We start from the raw sequence: 12,736 nt of genomic DNA, 5'->3' as shown, positions 1-12,736 counted from the left end.
GGCCGAGCCGGTCGACGTGACCGACGTGGTCAGCCGGCCCAGACCTCGGCTTCGTCGGCCGGGACGGTGGTGGCGAGCTTCAGCTCCTTGCGGGCGGCGACCGTCTTGGCCGGGTTGATACCGTCGAAGGCCCGGTCGTAGGCGAGGTAGAAGGCGTCCGTGCCACTGGCCGAGGCGGCCTTCTCCCACGCACCGGCGGTCTTCTCCAGCCCTGCACGGAGCTTGACGGTCTCCGGCTGCTGAATGCCCTTCAGGGCTGTGAGGTGGGTGCCGAGCGCGGCAGCAACGGCCTTGGCCTGCTTCTTGTAGCCGGCCAAGTCGTCCTCGACCTGCTCCGCTTCGGGCTGGTTCGTCCACAGGGCTTCGTAGACGCTGTTCGAACCCTTCAGGTACGCGAGCTGGTCGGCGTCCAGGGTCTTGCTCTTCAGCGAACCGGAGAACTTGCCGGCTTCCTTGGCGTACGTGCAGCTCACGCCCCGGTCACCCGTCGCCCAGCTCTCCTTGGTGGGGTAGTAGTAGTAGACGTCGACGCCCTTGGGCAGGGCCCAGGTGTCGGGGGTGAACTTCTGAGCCTCGGCCGGGCAGCGTTCGTCGGCGATCTGCGCGGTTTCGTCCGCACCGGGGTACGCCGACTTACCGTCGATCTTGAACTCGCCGACGACCTGGCCCTCGTGCGGTTCCCCGCACGGCACGACCTCGACGCTGAACTCCTCGCTCTCCGGCGCCCCGTTGTTCGGGTTGTAGCAGTCGCCGGTCGCCAGCGAGAAGACCGATCGCTGCCGAACCACTTTCTTGGCGCCGGCCTTTGCGCTGTCGAGGGCTTCTGAGCACCCCACCGCTCCGACCGAGATCAGGGCTACGACAGCGGATATACCGCGCAGGGAACGGGACGTGACACCGAGAGACATGACGTGAGCATCCTCAAGCGGAATGGTTGTGAGCAGGAGTGCGCATCGTATGGCATGTAAGTGACAGGTCTGTGTACAGGCGCTTCGTTGCGCGGGAGATGGTTGTACAGGTGATATCCGGACGAGTTGTCGTCCGGCGCCATGGGGGGCCGAGATGTGTCGATCGGCGTTGTGGACCCAGTCAATGACTGACATGTTGGGCGGCGGCTGCCTCCAGGGAGGGGGCACGCGCGCTGGAGAAGAACCCCGTGGACCGGTTCCAGGACGCACGCGCGATGCGCGCGCAGATCGAGTACGTACGCGGACAGATCAGCCACGCGACGACGCAGCCGGACGCCGCTCGGTTCGTGCCGACGCCGACGGCCGTGGTCACGTCGACGGATCTCGTCCCTCCACCATCGGGCGAGCCGGCCCGGCCTCGGCCCGCGGACTCGTACGCGAGCCGAGGCGGTGACTTCCCACCGTGGCCGACCAGGGCGCCCATACCACCGGTCGGGGGACGGAACCACAGCGTCGGCGCGGTTCTCGGCCCGGCAGTGATGCCGGCGGAGAACAGGAACCGCTGCCTGCGCTGGCGGAACCAGAACGCCCGGCACCCCGACATCCTGACCGCACAGCGCCGCGCCCGCTTGGCGCAGTAACCCGAAAAAGCTGTGGCCGCGCGGACTCGGGTCCACATACGTTCGCCTCCATGGTTGACGCAACTTTCGGGCATCCGCGCCTCGCCGCCATCTACGACCCACTCGATCCGGACCGCAGCGATCTCGACGCGTATCTCGCGATGGCGGAGGAGTTCGGCGCGCGGTCCGTGCTGGACATCGGGTGCGGTACGGGCGTGTTCGCGCTGGTGCTCGCAGAGCGCGGGATGACGGTCACCGGGATCGATCCCGCGCGGGCGTCCGTCGACGTCGCGCGTGGCAAGCCGGGCGCGGAGCGGGTGCGCTGGCTCGACGGCGACGCGGGGGACCTGCCGCCCATGCAGATCGACCTGGTGACGATGACCGGGAACGTCGCCCAGGCGATCGCCGAGCCGCAGGCGTGGCGTACGACGCTACGCGGCGCGTACGAGGCGCTGCGGCCCGGCGGGCGGCTTGTCTTCGAGACGCGCGATCCGGCGCAGCGCGTGTGGGAGGAGTGGGCGGAGTGGACGCGCGAGACCACGTACCGCATGACGGACATCCCGGGCGTCGGCCACGTCGAGACCTGGGCCGAGCTGACGGACGTGAGCCTGCCGCTGGTGAGCTTCCGGGGTACGCACGTGTTCGCTGCGGACGGGGACGTACTGACCTCGGAATCGACACTTCGCTTCCGCGAACGTACGGAGATCGAGCGGGACTTGCACGAGCACGGCTTCGTCGTCGAGGACGTACGCGACGCACCCGACCGGCCGGGCAGGGAGCTCGTGTTCGTGGCGCGGCGCGGTACCGCGGAGCCCGTCCCTCACGGAATGCCCTAGGGAGCGTGCGCACCACACAGCGCCGGGCAGACGGGACTTTGAAGACACCCCCTCCAGCCCGTTCCCATGGGGGCGCGCCGTCAGGGCCGTGAGTATCTCGGTGCGTGGCCAGTTCCCCGGCAGTCAGCCGTTGTGACGGAACGGCTCGGTCCGACGGTCCGAACGTCACCCCCTCCTCCTGCAACAGTTCCTGAGGAGGCCGCTTCTCGCTCCCGTCGGGCCAGCGGAAGGAGGGCGAGACCCGGCCCTCGGCGGTGAGCACGCGATAGGCGCCGATCACCGTCGCGTTGGACCCCAGGTAGGCGCCTACAGGCACCGGGTGGCTGCCGATGAGTTCGGCCACATCGCCGTACGACGTCCAGCTGCCGCTCGGCATCGCGACCAGCGCCGCCCGCGGTTCGGCCCATCCTGCCCATTCCTCGCCGGCTGGTCGGATTCCGCCGATCGGGCCGGGCCACAGCTCCACCAGATGGCGGCGCCTGACCAGGTGCGACTCGACGTACCGCAGGGCCTCCGCGGCGTCGTCCGTGCAGCGCCCCGACGTAGGACGCGATGAACAGCGACTGCGGTCCGAGCACACCGATGACAAGCAGGGCGGCCCGTGGAGTGACGGCGTTCTTCACCTCGTCAGCGGAAGTCGTGCCCCCACGGTTCCGGGGCTTCGGCCGTTCGTGCAGGTGGGGTTGGGCCGAATGGTTGGCCGGAGCCGTGCCGGACGAGGACGGGGAGCTGGCCGGACGAGGACGGGGAGCTGACAGTTTCAGCCACTCACTACGGACACCTCCGATACGACCATTTGTTCGAATCAGGTCGCTGACCGGCTTCGATGGAGTTAGAGTAATCGAACGGACGTACGATGAAGGTATCGGGCGTATGGCTGAAATGGGGTGGAGGACGGAGGTGCGGAATGGCGGGCTTCGCGCATCTGCACGTGGCGTCCGGATACTCCGCTCGCTATGGCGCCGCCCACCCCGAGCACCTTGTCCGGCGGGCGGCCGAGCGCGGCATGACGACGCTCGCGCTCACCGACCGGGACACGGTCACGGGGGCGGTGCGGTTCGCGCGGGCCTGCGCCGGGGCCGGTGTCCGGCCGGTCTTCGGTGTCGATCTGGCCGTCGAGGCCCTGGCTCCTCCGCTTCCGGCACCGCGGCGCCGCACCCCGGTGCACGGTGGCGCGCACATCGTCGAGCCGCCCCTGCGGTTCGTGCTGCTCGCGCAGAACCGGGCCGGCTGGGCGCGGCTGTGCCGCATCACGTCGGCCGCGCACGCCGGGACCGCGGGCGGGGTGGCGCCGGTGGTGCCGTGGGAGGCGTTGCGCGAGCACGGTGGCCCCGGTCTGATCGTGCTGCTCGGGCCGCTCTCGGAGCCGGTACGCGCACTGGCGGCGGGCCGGGAGGACATCGCGGTGAAGTTGCTGGCGCCGTGGCGGGAGATCTTCGGCAGGGAGGTACGGCTGGAGGCCGTCCTGCACAAACGGTCCGGCACCGGGCCGGGATCGCTTCGGGTGGCCGCCCGGACCCTGGCGCTGGCCGACCGTACCCACACCACCGCCGTGCTCTCCAACGCCGTCCGCTACGCCGACCCCGACCAGCACCGGCTCGCCGATGTCCTGGACGCCGCACGGCTGTTGCGGCCCATCGACCGGCGGCGCCTGGACAGCGGGCAGCGCTGGCTCAAGGACGAGAGGGCGATGGCGGGCATCGCGCGGTTGATCGCCGAATGCGCGGGAGCGGGACCCCGGCGGGCGAGCCGTCTGCTGGGGGACACCGCCGCCACGGCGGCCGCGTGCGCCGTTGACCCCGCGGCGGATCTGGGGCTGGGCACGCCGCACTTCCCGGAGGCGGAAGTGCTCGGCGCCGGGCCCGGGGCGGGCGGCGCGGCACAGCTGCTGCGCCGGCAGTGCGAGGCGGGCATGGCCCGGCGCGGCCTGGACCGTGACCGCGCCGCGCTCGACCGGCTGGACGAAGAGCTCGCGGTGATCTCCAAGTTGAACTACGACCCGTACTTCCTCGCCGTCGGACAGGTCGTGGCCGACATCCGCGAGAAGGGCATCCGGGTGGCGGCCCGCGGCTCGGGCGCCGGGTCGATGGTCTGCCACGCGCTGGGCATCGCCACCGCCAACCCGCTCGAGCACCACTTGCTGTTCGAACGCTTCCTGAGCGTGCGACGGACGTCACTGCCGGATATCGACATCGACGTGGAGTCCGCCAGAAGGCTGGAGTGCTACGACACGATCTTCGACCGGTTCGGCAGGGAACGGGTGGCGGTCACCGCGATGCCCGAGACCTACCGGGCCCGTCGGGCCCTGCGGGACACCGGTCTGGCTCTGGGGATCGCACCGGCAGAGGTCGACCGGATCGCCAAGAGCTTCCCGCATCTGCGGGCAGCGGACATCAGGGGCGCGCTCGCCGAACTGCCCGAACTGCGTCAGCTGGCGGCCGAGGCGAAACGGTACGGGCCGCTGTGGGAGGTGGCCGAAGGGCTCGACTCCCTGGTCCACGGCATGGCCATGCACCCCTGCGGCGTCGTCATCAGCGACGCGACGCTTCTGGACCGGCTGCCGGTGCAGCCCACCCCCCAGGGCGACTACCCGATGGCCATGGCGGCCAAGGAGGAGATCGAGGCGCTGGGCAACATCAAACTGGACGTCCTGGGCGTACGGATGCAATCCGCGATGGCCCATGCGGTCAACGAGATCGAACGGACGACCGGCAACCACATCGACCTGGACGACCCGCGACAGGTGCCGCTCGACGACGTCTTCGCGTTCAAGATCATTCAGGAGAGTCAGACCCTGGGCCTGTTCCAGCTCGAATCCCCGGGCCAGCAAGACCTCCTGTCCCGGCTGCAGCCCCGCGACCCGCAGGACGTCATCGCCGACATCAGCCTCTTCCGCCCCGGGCCGGTCGCCGGAGGAATGCCCGAGCGCTACATCGCCGCCCGCCACGGCGGCACTCCCTCCTACGCCCACCCGGACCTCGAACCCGTGCTCGCCGACACCTACGGCGTGACCATCTGGCACGAACAGATCATCGAGACGCTGTCGGTGCTGACCGGCTGCGACCGTGCTCTGGCCGAGGTCGCCCGGCGGGCGCTCGGTGACAAGGAGCGACTGCCCCGGATCAAGGACTGGTTCCACCGCCGGGCGCGCGCCCGCGGCTACAGCGCGAAGGTCCGGGACGAGGTGTGGAAGACCGTCGAGGCCTTCGGCGCCTACGGCTTCTGCAGGGCGCACGCGGTCGCCTTCGCCGTGCCGGCCCTGCAGAGTGCCTGGCTCAAGGCGCACTACCCCGCGTATCTGCTGGCCGGGCTGCTCGAACACGACCCCGGTATGTGGCCCAAGCGTGTCCTCGTCGCCGATGCCCGCCGACGCGGCGTTCCCGTCCTGCCCGTCGACGTCAACCGCTCCGGGGCGGAGCACACCGTGGAGCGGACCGACGGGGAACGGTGGGGCGTACGGCTCGCGCTGTCCGCGGTGCGCGGCATCAGCAAGGAGGAGTGCGCCCGGATCGAGGAGGGCCGGCCGTACGGATCGCTGTCGGACTTCTGGCAGCGGGCCCGTCCCAGCCGACCGGTCGCCGAACGCCTGGCGGAGATCGGCGCCCTGGGGTCTCTCCACGACGGCCGTCTCACGCGGCGTGATCTGCTCCTGCAGATCGCCGAGCTCCACCGGCAGTCCCGAGTCCGGTCCGCGGGCAGGGGCCAGCTGCCCATCGACGCCGACGCGGCCGGCGGGGCGGAGCCGAGCGGGCTGCCCGAAATGACCGGACGCGAGGCTCTGAACGCAGAGCTGAACACGCTCGGCATCGACGTCTCCAAGCACTTGATGGAGCATCACCACCGGCTGCTGCGCGAGATCGGCGCGACCGACTCGGCCCACCTGGCGGCAGCCCGGGCAGGTCAGCAGGTCCTCGTCGCCGGGGTACGGGCCTCGACCCAGACCCCGCCGATCGCCAGCGGCAAGCGCATCATCTTCGTCACCCTGGAGGACGGCTCCGGCCTGGTCGACCTGGCGTTCTTCGAGGACTCCCATCCGGCCTGCGCGCACACCGTCTTCCACAGCGGACTGCTGCTGGTCCGCGGCACGGTCCAGGTGCGCGGCACCCGCCGCACCGTCGTCGGCACGATGGCCTGGGACCTGGACCGGATTGCCGCCGCCCGCCGCGACCACGGCCCCGAAGCCGCTCTCGCCCTCCTCGGCGCCGACCACCCGCACCCGACCCCCGCGCAGCCGCGGCGGACCCTGGTCAACGGCACCACGGGGGCCCGGCTGCACCCGTACGCCGACCTGCGGCCCGCCGGCAGCCGTGCGGCCGACCTGAAGAAGCTCGGCTACACCAGCCCGGGGAGCGCAGGATGACCACGCGTCAGCGGCACATCGCCCACCTCCATCTGCACGCCGCGCTGAGTGAGGATCAGTACGACGATGTAATCGAACTGGTGTCCGGTGTGACGCCTCATGTCCAGGCCATCCCGCCCAACGCCGTTCAACTGGACCTGACTTCGGCGCTCAGGTACTTCGACCTGTCCCCCTATGACCTGGTCCAGATGGCGAAGCTCAGGTTGAAGGGCCTCTACGACATCGACAGCAGCGCCGGGCTCGCGGGCAACCGCATGCTGGCCGCCATGGCGGCCGACGCGTCCGCACCGGGGGACACCACCTGGGTCCCGTCCGGCCAGGCCGCCGCATGGCTGTACCCCCGCCCGGTCACCGCGCTGCCGGGGATCGGCCGGGCCACGGCGGCCACCCTCGACAAGTACGGCCTGCACACCATCGGCCAGGTCGCCGACGTACCCGCGGCGACTCTGCAACGCCTCCTCGGCGCCGGCCCCGCCCGGCTGCTCGCCGAGCGCGCCCAGGGCCGTGATCCCCGCCCGGTCACCCCACTGGCACCCGCGCAGCACCTGCTCGCCGACCTCGTGCTGGACCGGGACTGTCTCGACCCGGCGCTCCACCATCGGGCCGTCCTGGGGCTCGCCGAGCGGATCGGCCAACGCCTGCGCGGCGAGAGGCAGGTCACCGGCCGTCTCACCCTCACGGTGCGGTACGCCGACCGCAGCTCCACCACGCGTACGCGTCCGCTGCCGGAACCCACCAGCCATTCGCCGGCCCTCATCGCGGCCGCCCTGGGCCTGCTGGCCTCCCTCGGGCTGCAGCGGGCGCGGGTCCGCGCCTTCGTGATCCGTGCCGACGATCTGGGGCCGGCCGACGTCGCTCACCGCCAGCTCTCCCTGGCCTCCGGCGACGACCGCGCCCACGCCACCGAAGCGGCCGCGGACCGGGCCCGCCGCCGCTTCGGTCCAGGAGCCGTGTACCCCGCCGTTCTGGCCCCGGGAATCGCCGGCCGTGAGCCGTGAGCCGTGAGCCGTGAGCCGTGACGCCGGGGCGACTCGCGGCCTGAATGGCCTTTGAGCTCGAACAATTGATGATCCATCAGTTTTTACCGGCGCGTAACTTCCCACGTCACCTTACTCACGCGTAATTTGGCCTGCGTACACAGAACGTCAGCAGTCACCACTTGTGGTCCGGGCCGCAGGGCGCACACACATCGCAACTCCCTTGAACCGCAAGGAGACCACACGATGCTGCCCTGGACCCGTGCGCCGCGTACCCCACGTACGCGGAGAACCCTCACCGCACTGCTCCTCGCCGTCGCCGCAGTCGTCACCCCCACGGCCACTGCCGCTGCAGCCACCCCCACCGCCGCCACGGCCACCTCCCGTGGCTGGAACGACTACTCCTGCAAACCCTCCGCAGCCCACCCCCGCCCCGTCGTCCTGGTCCACGGAACCTTCGGGAACTCGATCGACAACTGGCTGGTCCTCGCCCCCTACCTCGTCAACCGGGGCTACTGCGTCTACTCGCTCGACTACGGGCAGCTGCCCGGCGTACCCGTGTTCAACGGCCTCGGCCCGATCGACGAGTCGGCCGGTCAGCTCGCCACGTTCGTCGACAAGGTACTCGCCTCCACCGGGGCGACGGAGACCGACATCGTCGGCCATTCCCAGGGCGGCATGATGCCGAACTACTACCTGAAGTTCCTCGGCGGGGCCGCCAAGGTGAACGCCATGATCGGGCTCGCACCCGACAACCACGGCACCACCCTCCTCGGCCTGACGAAGCTGCTGCCGTACTTCCCGGGAGCGGAGGACCTGCTGAACGCCAACACGCCCGGACTCGCCGACCAGGTGGCGGGATCCCCCTTCGTCACCAAGCTCAACGCGGGCGGCGACACCGTGCCCGGAGTGCGCTACACGGTCATCGCGACCAGGTACGACGAGGTCGTGACCCCGTACCGCACGCAGTTCCTGGACGGGCCGAACGTACACAACGTCCTGCTCCAGGACCTGTGCCCGGTCGACCTCTCCGAGCATGTGGCGATCGGCACCGTCGACCGGATCGCCTACCACGAGGTGGCGAACGCCCTGGATCCGGCACACGCCACCCCCACCACCTGCGCCTCGGTCATCGGCTAGACGTACTGCCCTGTCCGGCAACGAAGAGGCGGAACGAAGAAGCGGAACGAAGAAGCGGTACGAGAGGCCCCGCCCCGGTGTCCCGGCACTCCGAGGGCGGGGCCTTTCGTGCCGTGCGGGCCGTCGTTGTCGGTGGTGGATGGCACGATCGACTCATGACGACGATCGACTGGGATTCCGCGGCCGACTCCTTCGACGAGGAGCCGGACCACGGGCTGCTCGACCCGGCAGTCCGGCATGCCTGGGCGCAGCGGCTGGAGAGCTGGCTGCCCGGCGGGCGCTCCGAGGTGCTCGACCTGGGGTGCGGCACCGGAAGCCTCGCGCTGCTCGCCGCCGGGCAGGGGCACCGGGTCACCGCCGTCGACCGGTCGCCGCGCATGGTGGAGCAGGCGCGGGCCAAGCTCGCCGGCACCGGCACCGGGGTGCTTCTCGGGGACGCGGCCCAACCACCGGTCGGCAAGCAGCAGTTCGATGTGATCATGGCCCGGCATGTGGTGTGGCTGCTGCCCGATCCGGTGGCGGCCCTGCGCCACTGGTTCACCCTGCTGCGGCCCGGCGGCCGGCTGATCCTGATCGAGGGTGTGTGGGGCGCCGTCGGCATCTCCGCGGAGCGGCTGACCGGACTGCTCTCGGAGTTCACCGAGCGCATCCACCTCGAGCGGCTCTCCGACGATCCGGCCCTGTGGGGCAAGCACGTCGACGACGAGCGCTACGCCCTGGTGGCCCGCGCCGAACCGCGGCACCGGCATACCGAAGTCGTCGATGTGCATCTGATCCTCCGCCGCGGCCCCGACGTCCTGCTCGCCCGCCGGGCCAATACGGGGTACGCGGACGGGTTGTTCAACGGCCCGTCCGGACACGTCGAGGACGGCGAGGACGTCCGCGCGGCGATGATCCGTGAGGCCGCCGAGGAGATCGGTGTCGAACTCGGCCCGGACGAGCTGCGGGTCGCCCTGGTCATGCAGCACCGCGGCCCCGGCGGCAGTCCCCGGACCGGCTGGTTCTTCGAGGCGGAGTACGACCCGGGCCGCCCGCCGTACAACCGCGAACCGGACAAGTGCTCCGAGCTGGCCTGGTTCCCGCTGGACGCCCTCCCTGACGACATCGTCGCCTACTGCCGGGCCGGACTCGACGGCTACCGCGCGGGGGAGCACTTCCTGATCCACTGGCACGAGGACGGCGACACCGTGGCGTACCAGCCGCACGGCATCCGCCGCGCCGTCCCGCTGCCCGCCGGCGGAGCCGGCACCGGCGGGGTGCACCACATCGAGCTGTGGGTGCCCGATCTGCCGGAGGCCGAGCGCGGGTGGGGCTGGCTGCTCGGCGAGCTGGGCCATGTCCCGTACCAGCGCTGGGAACACGGCCGCAGTTGGCGGCGCGGCGACAGCTATGTGGTGGTCGAGCAGTCACCCGACCTCACCGGGGGGACGCACGACCGCCGCAGCCCCGGGCTCAACCATCTGGCGTTCCACGTCCGGGACCGGGCCACCCTCGACGCACTGGTGGCCAGAGCCCCGGAGCACGGCTGGCAGCAGCTCTTCCCGGACCGCTACCCGCACGCGGGCGGAGACGAGCACATCGCCGCCTATCTGGAGGACCCGGCGGGTTACGAGGTGGAGCTGGTCGCCGGAATCCCGCAAGCCCGCCCGGCACCGGAGCCCCCGGCGCCGTACACCGATGTATGGGCACGGCACCGGGACCAGGAGGGTTCAGCCCCCTCCTAGGACGTGTCCGACCGCGATCAGCCGGGCGATGAGCCGGGGTGCGCCCCCTTGGGCAGTCCCGGGAGCCTGCCCAAGGGGGCGCGGCCCCCACTCACAGGGTGCGCTCCAGGCGATCGGCCATCAGCTTGACGAAGCGCGACGGGTCGCCCAGTTCGCCGCCCTCGGCCAACAGCGCCAGATCGTGGAGGAGTTCGGCCGTCTCCTCCAGGCCCGGGCCGGCCTCCTCGCCGCGTTCGGTGTGCGCGCGGTTGAGGCCGCTGACCAGCGGGTGCTCCGGGTTGAGTTCGAGGATGCGCTTGACCTGCGGGACGGGCCGGCCCATCGCGCGGTACATGTTCTCCAGGGCCGGCGTCACGTCGTGCGTGTCCGAGACGATGCAGGCGGGCGAGACGGTGAGACGCGAGGAGAGCCGTACCTCCTTGACGGTCTCGCCGAGCCGGCCCGTCATCCAGGTCAGCAGATCCGCGTACTCCTGCTGCCGGTTCTCGCGCTCGGTCGCGGCCTCCTTCTTCTCCTCCTCGGTCCCGAGGTCGACCTCGCCCTTGGCGACGGACCGCAGCTGCTTGCCGTCGAACTCGGGCTCGGCCTCGACCCACACCTCGTCGACGGGATCGGTCAGCAGCAGCACCTCGACGCCGTTGGCCCGGAACGCCTCCATGTGCGGGGAGTTCTCGATGGCCTGCCGGGACTCACCCGTGAGGTAGTAGATGTGCTCCTGGCCGTCCTTCATCCGCTCCACGTACTGCCGCAGCGTGGTCGGCTCGTCCTGGTCGTGGGTGGTGGCGAAGGAGGCCACACCGAGGATGGCGTCGCGGTTCTCGAAGTCGCTCAGCAGCCCCTCCTTGAGGACGCGGCCGAACTCCCGCCAGAACGTGGCGTAGCGCTCCGGGTCGGCGGACATCATGTCCTTGACCGTCGACAGCACCTTCTTCGCCAGACGCCGGTGCATCAACTGGATCTGCCGGTCCTGCTGGAGGATCTCGCGCGACACGTTGAGCGACAGGTCCTGCGCGTCGACGACGCCCTTGACGAAACGCAGATACGGCGGCATCAGCGCTTCGCAGTCGTCCATGATGAAGACGCGCTTCACATAGAGCTGGATACCGCGCTTGTACCCCTGCGTGAACAGGTCCTGGGGCGCGTGCGAGGGGATGAAGAGAAGCGCCTGGTACTCGAAAGTGCCCTCCGCCTGCAACCGGATGGTTTCGAGCGGGGCGATCCAGTCGTGGCTGATGTGCTTGTACAGCTCGTGGTACTCGTCGTCCTCGACCTCGTCGCGCGAGCGCGCCCAGAGGGCCTTCATCGAGTTGAGGGTCTCGGGTTCGCGCGGGGCGGCGTCGGCCCCTTCCCCGGTGCCGGCGGCGTCGTCGGCCGGGGTCTCCGCGGCCATCCTGACGGGCCAGGTGATGAAGTCCGAATACCGCTTGACGATCTCCCTGATCTTCCAGGGGGAGGTGTAGTCGTAGAGCCGGTCGTCGGCGTCCTCCGGCTTGAGCCGGAGGGTGACCGCGGTGCCCTGGGGAGCGCTGTCGACGGTCTCGATCGTGTACGTGCCCTCGCCGGTCGACGTCCAGCGGGTGCCCTGGCTCTCGCCCGCGCGCCGGGTCAGCAGCGTGACCTCGTCGGCCACCATGAAGCTGGCGTAGAACCCGACCCCGAACTGGCCGATCAGCCCTTCGGCCGCGGTGGAGTCCTCGGCCTCCTTGAGCTCCCGCAGGAACTTCGCCGTGCCCGAGTTCGCGATGGTCCCGATGAGCTGGACCACCTCATCGTGTGACATGCCGATGCCGTTGTCCCGCACGGTCAGCGTACGGGCCTGCTTGTCGGTCTCGATGCCGATGTGGAGGTCGGACACATCCGCGCCGAGCGAGTCGTCGCGGAGCGCTTCGAGCCGCAGCTTGTCGAGCGCGTCGGAGGCGTTGGAGACGAGTTCGCGCAGGAACACGTCCTTGTTCGAGTAGATCGAGTGGATCATCATCTGCAGAAGCTGGCGCGCTTCCACCTGAAACTCGAACGTCTCAGTGGGCATAATCCGTGATTCCTTCTCAGGTCACCGGGTGGGGAACTGGCCTGAGCACTGTAATTCAGTCGGCGGACACTGCGGCAGCGGCCGCGGTGTCCGCCCGGACCCGGACCCGGACCCGGACCCGGACCCGGACCCGGACCCGGAC

The 12,736-nt window shown here is 70.3% G+C and carries 8 protein-coding genes and 2 pseudogenes; 6 read left to right on the top strand and 4 right to left on the bottom strand.

What is annotated here, in order from left to right:
* Positions 1-29: 29 nt before the first annotated feature.
* On the bottom strand, positions 30-908 hold the full coding sequence (locus ACFU8Q_RS32120; protein ID WP_384460781.1) for a septum formation family protein: 879 nt from the start codon (positions 906-908) through the stop codon (positions 30-32).
* A 248-nt stretch (positions 909-1,156) separates the two neighbouring features.
* On the opposite strand from ACFU8Q_RS32120, the gene ACFU8Q_RS32115 reads away from it, so the two are divergent.
* Both ACFU8Q_RS32115 and ACFU8Q_RS32110 read left to right on the top strand, forming a co-directional pair.
* Entirely contained in the window at positions 1,157-1,549 is a 393-nt protein-coding gene (locus ACFU8Q_RS32115; protein WP_384460778.1) for a hypothetical protein, read from the top strand.
* Between the two features lie 50 nt (positions 1,550-1,599).
* Positions 1,600-2,364: a class I SAM-dependent methyltransferase gene (locus ACFU8Q_RS32110; RefSeq protein WP_384460775.1), complete on the top strand. Its 765-nt coding sequence runs from the start codon at positions 1,600-1,602 to the stop codon at positions 2,362-2,364.
* A gap of 178 nt (positions 2,365-2,542) precedes the next feature.
* On the opposite strand, the pseudogene ACFU8Q_RS32105 reads toward ACFU8Q_RS32110, so the two are convergent.
* Positions 2,543-2,740, bottom strand: a pseudogene (locus tag ACFU8Q_RS32105) (MGMT family protein); the annotation flags it as partial.
* Positions 2,741-2,843: 103 nt separating this feature from the next.
* Positions 2,844-3,041 (bottom strand): annotated as a pseudogene (locus ACFU8Q_RS32100) (DUF3533 domain-containing protein); the annotation flags it as partial.
* Between the two features lie 230 nt (positions 3,042-3,271).
* Between ACFU8Q_RS32100 and ACFU8Q_RS32095 the strand changes: the two are divergent.
* The 4 genes from ACFU8Q_RS32095 to ACFU8Q_RS32080 all read left to right on the top strand — a co-directional run bounded on the left by ACFU8Q_RS32095 (position 3,272) and on the right by ACFU8Q_RS32080 (position 10,565).
* Entirely contained in the window at positions 3,272-6,724 is a 3,453-nt protein-coding gene (locus ACFU8Q_RS32095) for a DNA polymerase III subunit alpha (protein ID WP_384460771.1), read from the top strand.
* Positions 6,721-7,722 carry an ImpB/MucB/SamB family protein gene (locus ACFU8Q_RS32090; RefSeq protein ID WP_384460769.1) on the top strand — a complete coding sequence of 334 codons (1,002 nt, stop codon included), beginning with the start codon at positions 6,721-6,723 and terminating at the stop codon, positions 7,720-7,722. The genes ACFU8Q_RS32095 and ACFU8Q_RS32090 overlap by 4 nt, the downstream gene beginning before the upstream one ends.
* 225 nt (positions 7,723-7,947) lie before the next feature.
* Entirely contained in the window at positions 7,948-8,841 is an 894-nt protein-coding gene (locus ACFU8Q_RS32085) for an esterase/lipase family protein (protein WP_384460766.1), read from the top strand.
* Between the two features lie 155 nt (positions 8,842-8,996).
* Positions 8,997-10,565: a trifunctional class I SAM-dependent methyltransferase/NUDIX hydrolase/VOC family protein gene (locus ACFU8Q_RS32080; protein WP_384460763.1), complete on the top strand. Its 1,569-nt coding sequence runs from the start codon at positions 8,997-8,999 to the stop codon at positions 10,563-10,565.
* Positions 10,566-10,656: 91 nt separating this feature from the next.
* Here the strand turns inward: ACFU8Q_RS32080 and htpG are convergent, their stop codons facing one another.
* Positions 10,657-12,594 carry a molecular chaperone HtpG gene (gene htpG, locus ACFU8Q_RS32075; protein WP_384460760.1) on the bottom strand — a complete coding sequence of 646 codons (1,938 nt, stop codon included), beginning with the start codon at positions 12,592-12,594 and terminating at the stop codon, positions 10,657-10,659.
* Positions 12,595-12,736: the final 142 nt, after the last annotated feature.

This window comes from Streptomyces sp. NPDC057543, from assembly GCF_042801895.1.
Classification (GTDB): domain Bacteria; phylum Actinomycetota; class Actinomycetes; order Streptomycetales; family Streptomycetaceae; genus Streptomyces.
Note: the sequence above shows the minus strand (reverse complement) of the source record. Positions and strands in the feature narration are given on the sequence as shown.